The sequence below is a fragment of the Sinorhizobium medicae genome (genome assembly GCF_007827695.1).
Lineage (GTDB): Bacteria > Pseudomonadota > Alphaproteobacteria > Rhizobiales > Rhizobiaceae > Sinorhizobium > Sinorhizobium medicae.
Genome location: NZ_VITA01000012.1, coordinates 113,634 through 129,072, shown reverse-complemented (window position 1 = coordinate 129,072; position 15,439 = coordinate 113,634). Strand labels below are relative to the sequence as shown.

Annotated in this window: 16 protein-coding genes; 7 read left to right on the top strand and 9 right to left on the bottom strand. The window is 60.8% G+C overall.

What is annotated here, in order from left to right; genetic code table 11:
* Nucleotides 1–96: 96 nt before the first annotated feature.
* Nucleotides 97–696, bottom strand: coding sequence for an SCO family protein (locus FB009_RS20525; RefSeq protein ID WP_011976183.1), 600 nt, complete (start codon nucleotides 694–696; stop codon nucleotides 97–99).
* Nucleotides 697–843: 147 nt separating this feature from the next.
* The gene (locus FB009_RS20520) at nucleotides 844–1,002 is read right to left on the bottom strand and encodes a hypothetical protein (RefSeq protein WP_011976182.1); all 159 of its coding nucleotides are present in this window, start codon (nucleotides 1,000–1,002) and stop codon (nucleotides 844–846) included.
* Between the two features lie 262 nt (nucleotides 1,003–1,264).
* On the opposite strand from FB009_RS20520, the gene FB009_RS20515 reads away from it, so the two are divergent.
* The 4 genes from FB009_RS20515 (at nucleotide 1,265) to FB009_RS20500 (ending at nucleotide 5,127) form a co-directional block, all read left to right on the top strand.
* Nucleotides 1,265–3,337, top strand: coding sequence for a methyl-accepting chemotaxis protein (locus tag FB009_RS20515; protein WP_024311502.1), 2,073 nt, complete (start codon nucleotides 1,265–1,267; stop codon nucleotides 3,335–3,337).
* A gap of 2 nt (nucleotides 3,338–3,339) precedes the next feature.
* Entirely contained in the window at nucleotides 3,340–3,804 is a 465-nt protein-coding gene (locus FB009_RS20510; RefSeq protein WP_011976180.1) for a chemotaxis protein CheW, read from the top strand.
* Between the two features lie 323 nt (nucleotides 3,805–4,127).
* On the top strand, nucleotides 4,128–4,526 hold the full coding sequence (locus FB009_RS20505; protein WP_011976179.1) for a hypothetical protein: 399 nt from the start codon (nucleotides 4,128–4,130) through the stop codon (nucleotides 4,524–4,526).
* A 241-nt stretch (nucleotides 4,527–4,767) separates the two neighbouring features.
* On the top strand, nucleotides 4,768–5,127 hold the full coding sequence (locus tag FB009_RS20500) for a hypothetical protein (RefSeq protein WP_011976178.1): 360 nt from the start codon (nucleotides 4,768–4,770) through the stop codon (nucleotides 5,125–5,127).
* Between the two features lie 200 nt (nucleotides 5,128–5,327).
* Here FB009_RS20500 and FB009_RS20495 read toward each other — a convergent pair whose 3' ends face one another.
* On the bottom strand, nucleotides 5,328–5,825 hold the full coding sequence (locus tag FB009_RS20495; protein ID WP_011976177.1) for a CreA family protein: 498 nt from the start codon (nucleotides 5,823–5,825) through the stop codon (nucleotides 5,328–5,330).
* Between the two features lie 109 nt (nucleotides 5,826–5,934).
* Entirely contained in the window at nucleotides 5,935–7,170 is a 1,236-nt protein-coding gene (locus FB009_RS20490; protein ID WP_024311501.1) for a GGDEF domain-containing protein, read from the bottom strand.
* Between the two features lie 171 nt (nucleotides 7,171–7,341).
* Between FB009_RS20490 and FB009_RS20485 the strand changes: the two genes are divergently transcribed.
* Nucleotides 7,342–8,013: a phosphoribosyltransferase gene (locus tag FB009_RS20485; protein ID WP_011976175.1), complete on the top strand. Its 672-nt coding sequence runs from the start codon at nucleotides 7,342–7,344 to the stop codon at nucleotides 8,011–8,013.
* Between the two features lie 77 nt (nucleotides 8,014–8,090).
* Nucleotides 8,091–8,552: a GNAT family N-acetyltransferase gene (locus FB009_RS20480; protein WP_011976174.1), complete on the top strand. Its 462-nt coding sequence runs from the start codon at nucleotides 8,091–8,093 to the stop codon at nucleotides 8,550–8,552.
* 145 nt (nucleotides 8,553–8,697) lie between these two features.
* Here the strand turns inward: FB009_RS20480 and FB009_RS20475 are convergent, their stop codons facing one another.
* The 5 genes from FB009_RS20475 to FB009_RS20455 all read right to left on the bottom strand — a co-directional run bounded on the left by FB009_RS20475 (nucleotide 8,698) and on the right by FB009_RS20455 (nucleotide 13,866).
* Nucleotides 8,698–9,465: an ATP-binding cassette domain-containing protein gene (locus FB009_RS20475; RefSeq protein WP_011976173.1), complete on the bottom strand. Its 768-nt coding sequence runs from the start codon at nucleotides 9,463–9,465 to the stop codon at nucleotides 8,698–8,700.
* Nucleotides 9,466–9,467: 2 nt separating this feature from the next.
* A complete protein-coding gene (locus FB009_RS20470) occupies nucleotides 9,468–10,454 on the bottom strand; it encodes an ABC transporter permease (protein WP_011976172.1) in 987 nt (328 codons plus the stop codon).
* Nucleotides 10,455–10,522: 68 nt separating this feature from the next.
* Nucleotides 10,523–11,467 (bottom strand): substrate-binding domain-containing protein, encoded by a 945-nt coding sequence (locus FB009_RS20465; RefSeq protein WP_011976171.1) that lies wholly within the window; start codon nucleotides 11,465–11,467, stop codon nucleotides 10,523–10,525.
* Between the two features lie 262 nt (nucleotides 11,468–11,729).
* Nucleotides 11,730–12,806, bottom strand: coding sequence for a hypothetical protein (locus FB009_RS20460; RefSeq protein WP_011976170.1), 1,077 nt, complete (start codon nucleotides 12,804–12,806; stop codon nucleotides 11,730–11,732).
* Nucleotides 12,807–12,828: 22 nt separating this feature from the next.
* A complete protein-coding gene (locus tag FB009_RS20455) occupies nucleotides 12,829–13,866 on the bottom strand; it encodes a LacI family DNA-binding transcriptional regulator (RefSeq protein ID WP_018011940.1) in 1,038 nt (345 codons plus the stop codon).
* A gap of 374 nt (nucleotides 13,867–14,240) precedes the next feature.
* On the opposite strand from FB009_RS20455, the gene FB009_RS20450 reads away from it, so the two are divergent.
* On the top strand, nucleotides 14,241–15,350 hold the full coding sequence (locus FB009_RS20450) for a Gfo/Idh/MocA family protein (protein ID WP_011976168.1): 1,110 nt from the start codon (nucleotides 14,241–14,243) through the stop codon (nucleotides 15,348–15,350).
* Nucleotides 15,351–15,439: the final 89 nt, after the last annotated feature.

Here is a 15,439-nt window from a genome sequence, read left to right as displayed (position 1 = left end):
CTGCGCTGTGGTCGGTTTCGCCGCTATCATGAATGGAGGACAAACGCAAAGCGCCGGCTTTTCCGACGCTCGCGGGAGTCGTGACGGCGATCAGCGTCAGCCCCGTGTGAGATTTTCCAGCTTTTTGACGGCCGTTTCCGGATTTTCGCCATAGGCGATCGTTCCGCTGAATTGACCGTTCGCATCGAGGAGGAAGACTGATGCGGTATGGTCCATCGTGTAGTCGCCTTCCGGCTTTGCCTCGTCGGTGGGGACCTTCTTGTAGTAGACACGATAGCCCTTCACCATTTCCAGCACCTTCTCGGGCGGACCGGAGATGCCGGTGATGCGCTTGGATACGTTCGAAACATACTGACCGAGTACCTCAGGCGTGTCGCGCTCGGGATCGACGGTGATGAAGTAGGCCTGCAGCTTGCTCCCCTCGGGATCGACTTTTTCGAGCCAGCCGTTCAGTTCAAACAGCGTTGTCGGGCAAACTTCCGGACAATGGGTGAAGCCGAAGAACAGTGCCGTCGGCTTGCCGGTGAAGGCCTTTTCAGTGACCGGCTCGCCGTTCTGGGCGACGAGGGTGAAGGGTACCCCGAAGGGGCCGGAAGCAGCCTGCTGTTTGGATCGCGTCATATCGAAGCTTACCCAGCCGAGAACGGCCACCAGGACCAGAATGGCCGCCCAGAGAACTATGCGTATGGATTTCATCATTGCCACCAGTCTGTTGCGGCCCATTGCGCATCCGGGCGGACGCGCTTCGCCGTAAGGCCGTCAGGAATGTAGGGCGTTGATACCGCTTCACATGCACTGGTGCAAAGGGGACAAATGCCGCAGGACCTTCGGGTGTGTCCCGTCTCAGATGCACCAGGCGAGGCCGGCTTGAGCCAGCGACAGAAAAATATCCGCCCCATTCGCCATCCAGCCTTTGAAAGCGAGCAAAGAGACGAGCGCGAGCGCGCCCGTAACGAGGGCGAAGATCAGGGGTGTGAGCGACTTCTTTGTGTCCGTGCGCATTGGGAGATCATAGCATTGTGAGACGGAAGGAAAAGGGCAGTCGCAGCGGATTCGCGTAACCTTCCGCATAGCCGCTGCGGGAGCATTGATCTCGTGTTTTAGCAATTGTTTAAGATGTATTTGCCAATGTCCAATGACGCGGAGAAGTGCACCACTTCGATATGACATGAGGTCATCCGGTTTGATCGAGCTCCGGTTTCCCGCATCGATCGCAACGGAAGACCTGCCGTCGGCGGGGTCCAGCCACGGACTGCCATATTCAATGAACACGCTGCCATCCGCCAAGAGTAAACTCTCCGTGAGCCAACGTCTTGCCACGCTTGCGGGCGCCGCCTTTCTCGGGTTCGGTTCCGTTCTCGCCCTTGGCCTGTATGAACAAGGCAGCTCAGGCGAAGCACTCGAAAAGGCGATCATCGCTCAGCGCGGTGCAGGAACGCTCGAGGAAATGCGCCTCGCCCAGGTGGAACTCGTGCTTGCGGCAATGGACACGATTGTGGACCGCGCCGAGCGCCGGATACATCCGGACCGCGCGCTCCAGATCAGGGCCTCTCTGGCAGTTATCGAGCGCAACCAAGCCGATATACAGACGCTTGCGCGTCTTCTGGGGCAGTCTGAGGTCCTTGCCGGCTTCGATGCGGATCTGGCCGAACTGCGTAGGACAGTCGAGCAGGAGTTGAAGGCTCTCGTGGAAGCGGGAGCGCCAGCCGCCGAATTTGCTCGCATCGATGATGTGATCGACGGCGCCGGCGAGCGCCTGGGCGCGTCGCTTGCGCGATTGGCCGATGCCGCAGCCAGCCTTGCCGAGGCACGGATTGCCGATGTGCGTGCCAGCGGCAAACATGCGCTCATGTTCCAGGCCGTCGCCTGCCTGCTGGCTATGGCAAGCCTTATCGGCCTGATCTGGTTCCACGGGAACGCATTGCGCCGGGGCATTCTCGGTCTGCGCGATAACATGCGGCGGATACAAGAGGGCGATCTTTCAGCTGATGTGGCCGGGCTCGAACGCGGCGACGAAATCGGTGAGATGGCACGATCGGTGGAGCTTTTCCGGGCTTCGGCAATCGAGAAGCGGTCGCTGGAGGAACGGGCGAAGACGAGCCGGAACGAAACTGAAGCGGAACGTGGGCGGCAGGAGGCAGAGCGTCAGCAGGCGGCCGGCTTGATCAAAACCGCAGTTGAGACCCTTGGCCGGGCACTGAACCAGCTTGCAGACGGCAATCTGGCTGTCGCGATCCGCGAGCCTTTCGAGGGCGGGCTCGATGCCCTGCGCCGGGACTTCAATGATACGGTGGAGCGGTTGAGCCACGTTCTGTCGAGCGTCAGGGAAAACACCGCCTCCATCGAATCGAACGGGCGGCAAATGCGCAGTGCTGCCGACGACCTGGCCTGGCGGACCGAAAAGCAGGCGGCGTCGCTGGAGCAGACTTCTGCCGCGCTGGAGGAGATCACCGTCACGGTGAAGACCGCGACCGAGCGCGCCGAAGAGGCGAGCCATATAGTCGATGAAACGCGCATAAATGCCGAGGAGTCCGGACGTATCGTCGGTGAAGCGATCGCTGCAATGGCCCGCATCGAGGGCGCCTCCAGCGAGATCGGAAAGATCATCAACGTGATCGACGAGATTGCGTTCCAGACCAATCTGCTGGCGCTCAATGCCGGGGTCGAGGCCGCGCGGGCCGGAGAAGCCGGCAAAGGCTTTGCGGTCGTTGCCCAGGAAGTGAGGGAGCTCGCCCAGCGAGCCGCCGGGGCCGCCAAAGACATCAAGGCTCTGGTGAGCCGTTCGGGCGACGAGGTAAAGGCCGGTGTCAGGCTGGTTCAGGAGACCGGGCATGCGCTTGGCCACATCGGTACCAAGGTCGCCCGCATCAACGAACATATGAGCTCCATCGTCCTAGCGGCGCGCGAGCAATCGACTGGCCTGAATGAAATCAACACCGCCGTGGCGCAGCTCGACCAGATGACGCAGCAGAATGCCGCCATGGTCGAACAGACGAATGCGACGAGTCGTACGCTTGCGCAGGATGCCGAGATGCTAAGCGAACTCGTCGGGCAATTTCGCCATGAGCGGGCGCGCGAGACGGCGACCGGCATGGCGGCGGTCCAACCGTCGGGCAGGGGAGGCACGACCATGGCGAGCGTCCAGGCGAGCGCGACACCGGGGGCTGGCGCGACGACCCTCACGCTCCGCAAGTCAGGCACAGCCGCACAATCATCCACGCGCTCCGTTCCATCTCCCGCCAAGGCGTTGATGGGAAAATTGGCGGGCGCATTTGGCAACAGCCCGGGTTCGCTGCCGTCGGCAAAGGCATCCGGTAAAAATTGGGAAGAGTTTTGATCATGAGCAACGCAATCAAACAGTCAGGCGCCTACCTTGAAATCGTCTCCTTTCATCTGGGCGACCAGGAATTCTGCATAGACATCATGGCGATCCGAGAAATTCGCGGCTGGGCGCCGGTGACGCCGATGCCGCACACCCCTCCCTATGTCCTAGGTCTCATCAACCTGCGCGGCGCAGTGATCCCCGTCATCGACATGGCCTGCCGCCTTGGGATGAAGATGACCGAGCCGTCCGAGCGCTCCGCGATCATCGTTACCGATATCAATGGCAAGCTCGTCGGGCTCCTGGTCGAGAAGGTCTCGGACATGATGACGATCCGCGGCGAAGATCTGCAGCCGGCGCCGGAGATCATCCCGGAAGCACAGCGAGCATTCTGCCGCGGCATAGTTGCACTTGAGAAATCGATGGTCTGCTTCCTCAACCTCGATACCGTCATCGCCGAGGAACTGGCGCAGGCGGCATAGGCCTTCGGGGAGCGAAGCTCCATTCCCGAGCCAGCAGGGACGAGCCGTCATAAGCCCGCATTTCTTTTCGTAGAGGCCCGCGAAAGCGGGCTTTTGCATGAGCCGGCGAACGTTTGACGCCGAGATGCGGCGGCGGCGGCGACGCAACGGCCGCCAGATCCGCATCACGGCGACATGAGCAAATGTGAAAACATACGGGGCGCATTTAAGGAACCCCTGCACGCCAAACGAGTTATGAAAATGCAGCATTGGCGAGAAGCCCTCTGCTGTGATGACAGCCTCCGCGTTCGGAAGCTGATGTGGAAACAGACAGGAGCAACGCCATGAAAGTTCCTTTCAGAACACCGCTCGCTGCATTTGCCCTCTCATCGGCGCTTGCCGGCGTCGCGGTGCCGGCCTTTGCAGATAGTTATTATCAGGGTATCGACCCGCACAATCCTCCGGGAACACAGAACGCCGGGTCGGTAATGGTACCCGTGCCGGCCAGCCCGTATTACGTCGATCCTGCTCCGACCGGGAGCGTCTATGTCGATCCCGCGCCGACCGGCACTGTCTATGTCGATCCTACGCCCACGGGCAGCATCTATGTGGATCCGGCGCCGATGGGCAGCCGGGCCAATAACGTGCCCGGCAAGGCACGAGAGCACTATACGAATGAGTATCAGGGCCCCGGTGACGGTGACTACTATCAGGGCATATCGCCTCCAGCACCGCGTCCCTAAATGCCTTGGCCCTTCTTCTGAGCGCGTTGCGCTCTTGCGGACCACCGCCTCGAGAGGCGATGGTTCGCCCTTCATTCACGGAGGCAGACAAGCAGTGCCTCACCTGCGGCTCTGGATTGGCGTCAAGTTAAAGTTGCGTAAGGACCATCACTCTTGGATGAGCAAACGTGACAAAACGTCAAACGCCTTCGGCGGGTGCGCGGTGTTATGTTGGGAACCGCAGCATTCGTAGGAGGCTCGTATGCTGAACAGCAGCATCCATTGGGAGGTCGGATGCCTAACGGACATAGGAGTTAATGCCATGAGAGTTTTTCTGAAAACATCATTTGCTGCATTTGCCCTGTCATCCGCCTTGGTCGGCGCCGCTGCGCCGGCCTTCGCGGATAGCTATTATCAGGGTCTCGACCCAAACAATCCTCCGGGAACGCAGAACCAGGTGCGCATGTCCCCCATGCGCTCCATGCCCTCGACCTCGGTCGACCCGACCGCAACGGGGAGTATCGATGACGGTCGGATCATGTCTCCAAGCGGTACCTACCACGAGAGATACCAGACGGGCGAGGGCGACTACTATCGGGGCATCACGCCGCCTAAGCCATAAGGCACGAAACCAGCTACTGCATGTTTCCTCGGGGCGCACCAGCTCAAGAAGCAATGTATGCGGCGTGAAATCCGGCCGACCTTGGATCACGATGCTCTAGCCGGCAGAAGCGCGGCGCTGTAACCCGGAAGGGGAGTGCGGAACCCGTGCTCCCCTTCCTGTCGTTTTGATCCGTAGCGTTGCCCCGGGTCGCGATGCGGTTATTTCGGGCGCCCGTTCTTCCAGGTGACCTGTTCACCATAGAGTGGAACCGTCGTGATCGACATTTTAGCCGATCCGTCAGTCAACTGCCGGGAATGCGCCAGATAGATCAGCGTGTCGTTGGCCCTGTCGTAGATGCGCGTCACAAGCAGGTTCTTCCAAATGAGGGACAGGCCGGAACGGAAGACTTCCTCTCCCTCTTCAGACAGTTCGATGGTGTCGATGGTTATCGGTCCGGTCTGGCGGCAGGAGATGGAGTTGTTCGATGGATCCTCGAACCAGTTGCCGTTCTTCAGGCGGTCGATGACGCTGCGATCGAAATAGGTGACGTGACACGTAACCCCGCTGACCTTCGGGTCGCTTACCGCGTCGATCTTGATGTCGTTGCCAAGCCAGTCGACCCCTACCTCACCGACAGTTTGGGCATGAAGCGCCGGAACCGATGCGACCGAGAGGGTGAGGCCGGCGAAAAGCAAGGCACGGATGCGACGCAACATGAATATCCTCCAATGAGCTGGAAAGTCCAGACAAGCGGCGGATGCTACAATGCAACGCTCCCGGCCGCCACCCCGTCGACGCCCGGTTCTGGAGACGCCGTGCGGACGGTCACGCCGAGTGGCGCAATTCCGGCCGGCCGGCGCGCGCTTCCCGCAATTGCGCGGCGGCTGCTGCAAGGGCGCGGGCGCTCGAGTCAATCCGGCGATCCCTGGCGATCGTGCAACGATCGCGACCGTCCGCCTTGGAGTCGTAGAGGGCCAGGTCTGCGCGGATCATCACATCCGCAATCGTCTCGTGCGCGGTGGCGGCTGCGATCCCTATGCTCACGGTCAAACGGATGCGCTGATGAGAGCGGCCGGCAGGCGTCTCGCGCACGATGCGGCAGATCTCTTCGGCAAGCGCCTTTGCCTGCTCTTCAGTGTGGTCCGGCAGGACGATGCCGAATTCCTCTCCTCCGATCCGTCCGAGAACGCCCCGACCTGCGAGGAACGTCGAGACGGTGTCGGCAAAGTGCGCGAGTGCCATGTCGCCGCAGGCGTGCCCGTACTGATCATTGATCTGCTTGAAAAAATCGAGGTCGAGCAACAGGAAGGCAGCCGGCCTTCGGCGGGTCAGGCACTCGGCGAAGATCTGCTCGCCTTCTTCCATGAGTGCTCCGCGCGACAGCGCCCCGGTCAGCCCGTCCCGAGCGATCGCGGCTCTTAACGCGGCGATGATGCGCGCCTGCATCGTGAGGATCACGGCAATGAAGACAAGCGGAAGACAAAGCGCCTGCATGGTGACGACTAAGAAATCGAACAGAATGAAGCCGGGCGATCCCGATCGCTCGGCCGTGAAGTGGGACGACGGGCCAAGGATATGAGCCAAGGCGGTGAAGACCACGACGACGGAGCCGATAATGACGACCTGGATCACCGGCATTTCCTTTGGCCAGCGATTGGCCGCGGCCAGGCCGAGGATAAGAAGTGGGAGCGCGGTCACGCCCGCAACGACGATGATGGTGGCGGCGGCACTTCCATTGCCGCCAAGCGCAATGATGAACCCGACCACGCCGCTCGAGAACGCCAGTACCAGAAAAAGCGGGGTTGGCATCGATAGCGCGAAGAACCGTTGAAGGCCTCGCAGGACAAAGAAGAGGGTGACGACCAGACCTGCATAGCCGAACATTGCAGCGATCGGCGCCTGCATGGCCGTCGCAACGGTCAGCGCCGCTGCCGACGCCGCCGACAATACGCAGCCGAGCGCGATTTCCCGAACACCGGCAACCGGCATGCGCCGCAGAGAAGCGAGGACGGGAAGCATGGCAAGAAGTGCGATGGCGGGTATGGCGGAGAGAAAGCTCATTTCGAAACGGCCTGTCGTGCTAAAATAAAGTGCGGCTTGCGTTTCAGCCAGTATGCAAGGCCATTGGTAGCGGCCGCGCATTAACGAAAGCTGGCGGAATTCGCTGCAATTTGAACGAACACTCTCTCCATAGTTGTGGTTGTCGGTGCACGCTTTCACGGAGCGAATGTCATGACGCAGGAAAGCATAGTTTTTGCAGACAGGACCGATGCGGGGCGAAGGCTTGGCCATGCCATACGTAAGGAGCGCTTCTCCGAGCCGCTGGTGATGGCCTTGCCGCGCGGGGGCGTGCCGGTCGCCTTCGAGGTTGCGAAAATTCTCGCCGCGCCGCTCGACCTTCTCATCGTTCGAAAGATCGGTGCGCCGGGCCATCCTGAATACGGTATCGGGGCACTCGTCGACAGCGATGGACCGCAGGTCGTGCTCAATGCCGAGGCCATGCGCAGCGTGAATCCTTCCGAGAGCTACGTCGAGGCGGAGACCGAGCGGCAAAGGCATGAACTCGCGCGCCGCCGCGCGCTTTATCTCGGCGACCAGATGCGACGATCGCCGAGGGGGCGTAACGTCATCATCGTTGATGACGGCATTGCCACCGGCGGCACGGCCAAGGCTGCGGCAAGAGCCCTGCGCCAGGCGGGCGCGGCGGCGTTGATGCTCGCTGTGCCGGTCGCGCCGGCGAGTGCAGTCGCCAGCCTGCGAGACGAGGTGGATCGGTTCGTCTGTCTCACTACGCCCAATCGATTCCATGCGGTCAGCATCTATTATGAGGACTTCGAACAAACGACGGATGCCGAGGTGATTGCGTTGTTGAAGCGGACGAGGGGAGAAGGCGAAAGCATGTAGCCTGACAACGGGGCGATGACAGAACCACCCGACGAAGGTAGTTGTAGTGCACTCCGATTTGCGAACAAGGATTGAGAATGAGCGAGAATCTTGCAATTCGCCCGGTGACGCGCCTCGACTACGAGCAATGGCTGCCCCTTTGGAGGGGTTACAACGCCTTCTACGGCCGCGCCGGCGAGACAGCGCTCCATCCCGACGTTACCCAAATGACCTGGTCCCGCTTCTTCGATGCCTACGAGCCGATGCATGCACTGGTCGCGGAAAGCGGCGACAGGCTCGTCGGCCTGACTCATTACATATTCCACCGCAGTACGACCTCTATCCAGCCAAATTGCTACCTGCAGGATCTCTTCACCGATGAGGTGGAGCGTGGCAGAGGCATCGGACGGGCTCTCATCAACGGCGTCTACGAGGCCGCGAAACGCGCTGGGTCTCCCCGTGTCTATTGGCTGACCCACGAGACGAACCGTACGGCCATGCAGCTCTACGATAGGGTGGCCGAGAAGTCGGGCTTCGTGATGTACCGAAAAATGTTCTGACCGCCGATGCGCTTTGGAAAACGACGGTACGGCGCGGCCGGCTTCGATGCGCTTTCCCGGGCGCGCACGCCGTCCTCGGCGTGGCTGTCCGGGCGGTCCCCCGTTTGACGACCAGCCGTGGTCGCGGTACTCGATCGGGCGCGGCCTATGCCGTTATCGCGTGCAGCAGCTCCTCTCCCGTGATGATCCGCTCCACCTGTTCGATGGTCGTGTGCTTCGGATCGATGTCGTCGGCAACCACCCGTCCGCCGCGCATGACAATGATGCGGTCGACCACCTGGAAAACGTGGTGGATGTTATGGGCGATGAAGATGCAGGAATGGCCGGTGTCGCGGGCCTCGCGGACAAAACGAAGGACACCCTGCGTTTCGGCGACCCCAAGGTTGTTGGTGGGCTCGTCGAGAATGATCAGTTCGCTGTCGAACTGCATTGCGCGCGCGATCGCGACTGCCTGACGCTCGCCGCCGGAAAGGGCCGCGATCGGCGTCTCCGGAGGGATATCCTTTGTGATGCCGACCCGCTTCAAGAGTTCGCGAGCGGATGCGTTCATCGCATCCTGGTCGAGTCTGTTCAGGAAGCTTCCACCTTTGATCGGCTCGCGACCGAGAAAGAGGTTCCGGGCGATCGAGAGCTGCGGTACAAGCGCCGAATCCTGGAAGATTGTCTCGATACCGTTGGCGATCGCATCCGCCGTGCTCTTCAGTTCGACCTTGCGGCCCTTGATCAGGATATTGCCTGAGGTTAGCGGAACGGCGCCGGAAAGCACCTTGATCAATGTCGACTTTCCCGCCCCGTTGTCGCCGAGCAATCCTACGACCTCATGCGTCCGGACGGTCAGGTTGACGTCCCGAAGGGCATGGATGCGGCCGTAGAACTTGTTGATTTTCTCCATTCGGATCAGATCTTCGGCCATCCTTATACTCCTGAGTTGTGTCGGCGTTCCAGCCATGAGTGCAGTGCCATCATTCCGAGGATGATCGCGCCGATGAAGATGTTGTAGGCAAGGCCGGGCACGCCGATCATGACGATGCCGTTGCGCATGACGCGCAGAATGAAAATGCCGAGCACCGTGCCGATGATCGTCCCGCGGCCGCCGGTGAGCACGGTGCCGCCGATCACCACCATGGCGATCACCTCAAGCTCGTAGCCGGTGCCGCTGTTGGGGTTGGCCGCAGAGGTACGGATGGAGCTGATGATGCCGGCAAGCGACGCCATCGCGGATGATGCCATGAACAGGCATATCTTCGTGCGGCTCACGTTGACCCCGCGCGCGCGTGCAGCGTTCGGATTGCCTCCCGAAGCCTGGATCCAGTTTCCAGCCTTTGTCTTTGTGAGCACGTAATGTGCCGCAACCGCTGCCAGCGCGAACCAGATCACCGACATGTACATCCGGAAACTGCCGATGAAGTAGCTTCCAGCCAGAACGTTGGCAAACAGGTTGCCTTCCGCATTCCAGGTCCGCTGCGGGAAACCGTCGGTGACGTAGAGAGCGGTGCCTCGGACGACCAGGAGCATCCCGAGCGTCACGAGGAAGGACGGTATGTTCAGCTTCGTGACGAACCATCCGTTGACAAAGCCGATCAGCAGACTGGCGGCAATCGCCACGAGGAATGCGACCCCGAGCGGCATCATCTCGCTGTTGAACAAGGTCCACATCAGGACAGCCGAGAAGCCGAATACCGAGCCGACCGAAAGATCGAACTCACCCGCCGTCATGAGCAAAGTCATTGCCAGTGCGATCAGGCCGAGTTCGACGGTAAAGGACAGCGTATTGCTGATGTTCGGAAGCGACAGAAAATCCGAGTTGAAAGACCAGAAGACCATAAGCTCGAGCACCAGAAGCACGAGCGGACCGAATTCCGGCTTCGAGACGAAGCTTTGCAGGAACGTACGTTGTTGCATGATTCTCACCGGTTGGGTTGGCCACCCGGAACAAGCCGGGTGACGCAGCCAGACTGAACTCGAGAGGCTTACTTGCCGGAGAGGATCTTGTCGTAGAGCTCTGCCGTATCCTTTTCGTAGAGCGCGCCGGTGATGATATTGAAACCTGGCGGTATCTTGCTCGATGCCATGGCAGCCATGGACAGTGCCATATAGCTGGTCGCCTGCGGGTCTTGCCATTGGGCGGCATTCACGTAGCCCGTCAGAACCTCCTGGGTGGTGTCTATCGAATTGCCCCAGCCGACCACGGGAATTTCTCCCGGTTTTACGCCGACCTGGTCGAAGACGCGCTTGATGCTGCCGGTGACGAGGTCGCCCAGTCCGATGATCGCCTTGATCTTCGAACGGTTTGCAGTCAGGTAGTCTGACATGCGGGTGATGATTTCCGCCTGGTCAAGCGTTGCGTCGGTGACTTCCCAGGTGATGTTCAACGGCTTGAAGACGCTGGCAATGCCTTCCTCTTCCTGAACGCCGTAGGTCGCGCCGGGAACTTCGACGGGCATCCAGACGAAATCGCCGGATTTCACGAGCTTCTTGTCGACGAGATATTGCGCCCAGTTCTTTCCGAAAGCTCTGTTGTCGCCTCCGACATAGGCGTCGAAGCCGGCCTGCGGGTCCGGTGTGTTGAAATTGATGATCGGAATGCCGGCCGCTTTTGCTTCCTTGACGACCTCGTTGAGGCTGCCCGGATCGGGCGTGGTGGTTGCAATGCCGGCCGCACCCGCCGAAATCGCCGCTCTAATCGCTTCCTGCTGCGCAGGGACGTCACCGTTCTGGAATGACGTGTTTACCGTATTGCCGGTATCCTCGGCCCACTGTTTTGCACCTGCCAGAAAATAGGTCCACACCGGGTCCGCCGGAGAGCCGTGCGAGACCCAGTAGTAGGTTTTGCCTTGCGCATATGCGCTTGAAACGAAACCTGCTCCCGCAGCGATGACCGCCGCCGAGAGCAATGTTATAGCTTTCTTCAGCACCTGAATTCTCCTCCCATGGCCCGATCGTCTGAACGGGCCTCTGATTTTCGCTGACCTCCTCAGTCAACATCAAAATGACTTAGTTAAAGCTTCATTTTGATGTTATAGATGCTAATGGAAGCATCACTTTCCTGTCAAGGCGAATTCAGGGCGCTCTGCACCCGGCAACGGCTTGAAATCGCTGCGGCAGCGCATCTTGAGATGTACACCTTCGCCCAGTCACGATGCGCCTGGAGGATTTCCGGTCAAGCGGGGAGAGGCGCTAGCCCGGAAGAAGGAAGCGCCCATCGAATGGGAGCGTTCGGGCGTCGCCGCTAGCGTCCGTAACGAGGACATGGTTGTCTGAAACGGCGACGTCGGAAACGCGGCTCCAACCCTGCGGTACGGGAAATGCCCCGAAGGCATAGCGGATCCGGGTAACCGTATCAGGAGCGAGGGTGAGCGCGGTGCGGACACTTTCTCCATCCTTGCCGTCATCCGCTAGGTGGAAATCAACCGCCGCCTCTTCGATGCCGATAACGGCAGTGTGCCTGCCGTCCCACGGCGGGTAGTAGCGCCCTCCATTGCTCATCCAGAGCACAGTCTGGGGCAGCAGGCTTGCATCCTTGAGGCCCAGGAAGATAAACCCGTCCTTGTTCGCCACGGCGGCCGACCACCCGATCGGCGCGGTCGGGCTCTCGGAGAGAACCACGACGTCTTCGTGGTTTCGATCGAAAGGATAGAAGCTCCCGTCGATGATTGCGCCATCGGCCCGGCGCAGAGACGCGAGTGATCCGAACGTCTGCGGATAGGCCAGGATCGAGCGGCCTCTGACCGGCTCCGTCTCCGGTGGAGTGGGACCAGTCCTGCCGTTTGATTTCGGCGAAAAACTCAGCCGCACACCGCCAGGCACATGCAGCATCGCGTGGTGGGCGATCGGAATCTCGCCCGCGCCGCCGGTGAAGGTATGGGTCTGATATACGAAGGGGTGACCGGGCCGAAGACGGATCTCCTTGGTCAAGGCTGCCCCCTCGACCTTCTGCCGAAGCTGATAGATCGCGGTTTGCATCCCCCGCATGTTCGAGGGCGCCTTCACTCGCTGCCAATCCCCGTTCGCAGCCCATCCGTGCAGCGGGAGGTCCGGCCGCGCCTTGGCGAAGGGCGCGCAGAAGAAATCGCCCGCCAGCCTTTGCTCGACCGCCGGTACCGATGAGGGGAGCCGCTCGCCCGCGCGGGTCCAGGGCGCCTTATGCAGCGGACGCAGATACTCACCGCCTTCGCAGGCGATAACGACCTCGTCGACGACGCCGCATACCGGATCGAACAGAACCGTAATGCCTTCCGTGACAAACCTATCCATGTTTTGCTCCGTTTGCGGCGATTCAGGCGTCGGCTGGGATGTTTTCGCTGAAAACCGATTGAATGCGGATCGTCGCCGCAGAGATCGAGGTCTCGTTGCGGGTGGCGCGCACGAGACGGTCGATGGCTTCGCGCGCTTCGACCCCGGCGTTCTGATCGATCACCGCGTCCATGACGCCGCTCAGCAGATACTGACGGGTATCGTCGGTGAGGTCGTGCCCTACGAAGATCAGGGACTTCTCCCGCCCGGCCTCCTTCAAGGCGCGAGCAATGCCTGCATGGCCGGCGCCGATGCAGTAGATCGCGACGAGTTCGGGCTCCTCGGCGAGCAGCGTGCGCACTTCGCTGTAAGCGCGCTCGGGGTTCTCCTTGACCTCACGAACGGCGATGATCTCCAGAAGAGGGAACCGCTCGTCGAGCACGTGCCGGAAACCCATTTCGCGTTCTTCATGGCCGCGATAGGCAAGGGCACCGGCAATCAGCGCGATCTTTCCCCTCGCGCCCGGCACGAAGCGCCCGATCAGGTATCCGGCCAGCCGCCCCGCGGCCCGGTTGTCAATGCCGACATAGCTCACCCGCCCGACGTGACTGATGTCGGAGACAAGGGTGAGCACCGGGACGCCCGCCGCGATCCGCTGCCGCAACGCCTCCCGGACCGCCGGGCTGTCGAGCCCGATCAGGCCGACGCCCTTGCAGGAGGGGCGAAGGCTTGTCAGTTTCTCGGCAATTTCCTCGGGCTCGATGCCGTTCAGCCGATGGATGATGACGTCTACATCCGGTCGCACCGCGGCCTGCCGCTCCAGGTGGAGCGCCAGATCCGCGATAAAGGGGTTCGTGCCGCCCGGGAGGATGAAGTCCAGGCCGATTTTACCGGGGTTCGAGACTTCTCCCGGCGTTTCGGCGAGGCTTGCAGCGATGGCCATCACGTGAGCGCGCGTATGCTCCTGCACCCCCGGCCGATTGTTGAGCACCCGGTCGACGGTCGCCTTCGACACGCCGGCCATGCGGGCAATTTCATCCACTTTCGGCCGCGATTTCACCACGTGGCATTTTCCTGTCATTCCCTTGATATCGGAGGGAATCTAGATGCGGAGAATACGGCGGTCAATGGTTTTACCTCAAATTGAGTGTTTTATCCGCCGTTTGGCCTGAATGTTCGATGGTAGCTTTTCTCCATGAACCGCGAGTGTAATCGAGCGCATACATGTTGACAATCGTGGCTAGACGCTAATAGCTTCAGAATGATGCGTCAAATTGATGTACAATGCGGATGTCGTGGCGGTACCTGGGGACGCTGGAACACGCAGAGGGGCAGGTCGCTTCGACCAAAGGGGAGGACGTGCGCGATGGCAAAATGGCCTATCGCCGGAGGCCAGCAGATCATCGACAGCGCCGTTCTCTCCGCCCGGGAAAGGCGCACCGTGGAGCTCCTACCATGAGCAAACCGGACGAGAGCGACTATGCGCTCGAAACGGCGGAAGTGCCCCTCGTCGACGCACCCGTCCTGAATTACCGACCGCCGAGAACCAGGTCCTACGCGCCGGGCATTGCCGTCGTAGGTGCCGGGGGCATCTCCTTCGCCCATCTGGACGCCTATCGGAGCGCCGGATACGACGTGAGGGTGATCTGCAACCGCACGCTCTCCAAGGCGATCGAGCGTCGCGACGCGTTTTTCCCGTCTGCCGATATTTCGGATGACTTTGACAGCGTCATCAGACGCGACGATATCGATGTCGTCGATATCACGACGCACCCCATCGCGCGGGCGCCCATGATCGAAAGCGCGCTTCGCGCAGGCAAGCACGTGCTGTCCCAGAAACCATTCGTCCTCGACCTCGATGCAGGGCTGCGGCTAGTGGAGATCGCCGAGCAGCAGGGGTTAAAGCTCGCCGTCAATCAGAATGGGCGCTGGGCACCGCATCTCGGCTACATGCGCGAAGCCGTCACAAGCGGTGTGATCGGGGACCTCATGTCCTGCCATATCGGCGTACATTGGAACCATGGCTGGATCAGGGGCACGCCTTTCGAGAATATCGATGACCTCGTGTTTCAGGACTTCGCCATTCATTGGTTCGATTTCCTCGCAAGCGTGATTGGAAACCGCGCCACGTCAGTGATCGCTACCCGCACGCGTGCGTCGGGCCAGAGCGTCGCCCCGCCGCTTCTGGCACAAGCCCTCGTGCAATTCGAAGGAGGGCAGGCCTCGCTCGTTTTCGACGGATCCGTTCCATATGGTCCCTTGGACCGAACTTATATAGCGGGGACGAAGGGTAGCCTGTCCAGCTGGGGACCAAATCTCGGCCGGCAGAGTGTCGAACTTTCAACCGAGAACGGCATTGCTCGGCCCGTTCTTTCCGGAACCTGGTTCAACGACGGATTCCGGGGTGCAATGGGCGAATTATTGTGCGCGATCGAGGATGGTCGGGAGCCCCTTCACAATGCCCGAGCCAATCTCGATGGCCTTGCTTTGACGTTTGCCGCAATTGCATCATGCCGTCGCCTGCAACCGGTAACCCCGTGGGGCGCCCGCACGGTGACGATCTGATCGAGATCCGTTTCGTTTAGTGGGATTACGCCATCGAGGGGGTGCGGAGCCCATCCGAAGCACAAACTTCGTTCACCAGCGCTCCGGCA

Excerpts from the sequence above, each read along its gene's own strand:
- FB009_RS20525 (WP_011976183.1), bottom strand. The coding sequence starts at position 696 with ATGAAATCCATACGCATAGTTCTCTGGGCGGCCATTCTGGTCCTGGTG.
- FB009_RS20520 (WP_011976182.1), bottom strand. The coding sequence starts at position 1,002 with ATGCGCACGGACACAAAGAAGTCGCTCACACCCCTGATCTTCGCCCTC.
- FB009_RS20515 (WP_024311502.1), top strand. The coding sequence starts at position 1,265 with ATGAACACGCTGCCATCCGCCAAGAGTAAACTCTCCGTGAGCCAACGT.
- FB009_RS20485 (WP_011976175.1), top strand. The coding sequence starts at position 7,342 with ATGACGCAGGAAAGCATAGTTTTTGCAGACAGGACCGATGCGGGGCGA.
- FB009_RS20510 (WP_011976180.1), top strand. The coding sequence starts at position 3,340 with ATGAGCAACGCAATCAAACAGTCAGGCGCCTACCTTGAAATCGTCTCC.
- FB009_RS20450 (WP_011976168.1), top strand. The coding sequence starts at position 14,241 with ATGAGCAAACCGGACGAGAGCGACTATGCGCTCGAAACGGCGGAAGTG.
- FB009_RS20505 (WP_011976179.1), top strand. The coding sequence starts at position 4,128 with ATGAAAGTTCCTTTCAGAACACCGCTCGCTGCATTTGCCCTCTCATCG.
- FB009_RS20490 (WP_024311501.1), bottom strand. The coding sequence starts at position 7,170 with ATGAGCTTTCTCTCCGCCATACCCGCCATCGCACTTCTTGCCATGCTT.
- FB009_RS20475 (WP_011976173.1), bottom strand. The coding sequence starts at position 9,465 with ATGGCCGAAGATCTGATCCGAATGGAGAAAATCAACAAGTTCTACGGC.
- FB009_RS20470 (WP_011976172.1), bottom strand. The coding sequence starts at position 10,454 with ATGCAACAACGTACGTTCCTGCAAAGCTTCGTCTCGAAGCCGGAATTC.
- FB009_RS20500 (WP_011976178.1), top strand. The coding sequence starts at position 4,768 with ATGCTGAACAGCAGCATCCATTGGGAGGTCGGATGCCTAACGGACATA.
- FB009_RS20495 (WP_011976177.1), bottom strand. The coding sequence starts at position 5,825 with ATGTTGCGTCGCATCCGTGCCTTGCTTTTCGCCGGCCTCACCCTCTCG.
- FB009_RS20480 (WP_011976174.1), top strand. The coding sequence starts at position 8,091 with ATGAGCGAGAATCTTGCAATTCGCCCGGTGACGCGCCTCGACTACGAG.
- FB009_RS20460 (WP_011976170.1), bottom strand. The coding sequence starts at position 12,806 with ATGGATAGGTTTGTCACGGAAGGCATTACGGTTCTGTTCGATCCGGTA.
- FB009_RS20455 (WP_018011940.1), bottom strand. The coding sequence starts at position 13,866 with ATGACAGGAAAATGCCACGTGGTGAAATCGCGGCCGAAAGTGGATGAA.